This window comes from Sphingobacterium phlebotomi (genome assembly GCF_008180195.1).
In the GTDB taxonomy this organism is placed as follows: Bacteria; Bacteroidota; Bacteroidia; order Sphingobacteriales; family Sphingobacteriaceae; genus Sphingobacterium; species Sphingobacterium phlebotomi.
On record NZ_VTAV01000055.1, the window covers coordinates 1 to 356 of the forward strand.

General features: G+C 49.4%; 1 protein-coding gene. It reads right to left on the reverse strand.

The features are described 5' to 3' along the window. Nucleotides 1-293 (reverse strand): IS66 family insertion sequence element accessory protein TnpB (tnpB, locus tag FXV77_RS21930; protein WP_187444224.1); only part of this gene is annotated, 293 nt, incomplete at its 3' end. Nucleotides 294-356 lie beyond the last annotated feature (63 nt).

Consider the following 356-nt stretch of genomic DNA (forward strand, 5'->3'; position numbering starts at 1 on the left):
AGCTGTTTTTGCGGCAATGAATAACGTTTTTTCTGTATGCTTTTTACAACCTGGACGCCCTCGATGAGCAATACCAGGTCGCTCCATGACAGCTCACCTTTCTTAAGCGCAGATATGCCAAAGGTACCCTGCTCCAGACGCTTGTAGTACAGCACAAAGCCGCCGTGTTCCCAGTGCAGCAGTTTGATATGCGTGCGGCTACGGTTCAGAAAAACAAATACCTCACCGCTGGTCGGCTGGCGCTGCATCGCCGAAATGACCAGACCGCACAGCCCGTCGAAACTCTTGCGCATGTCGCAGTGTCCATCATATAAATAAAAACGGTGAGAAGACCCCAATGAAAACATATCAGTAAA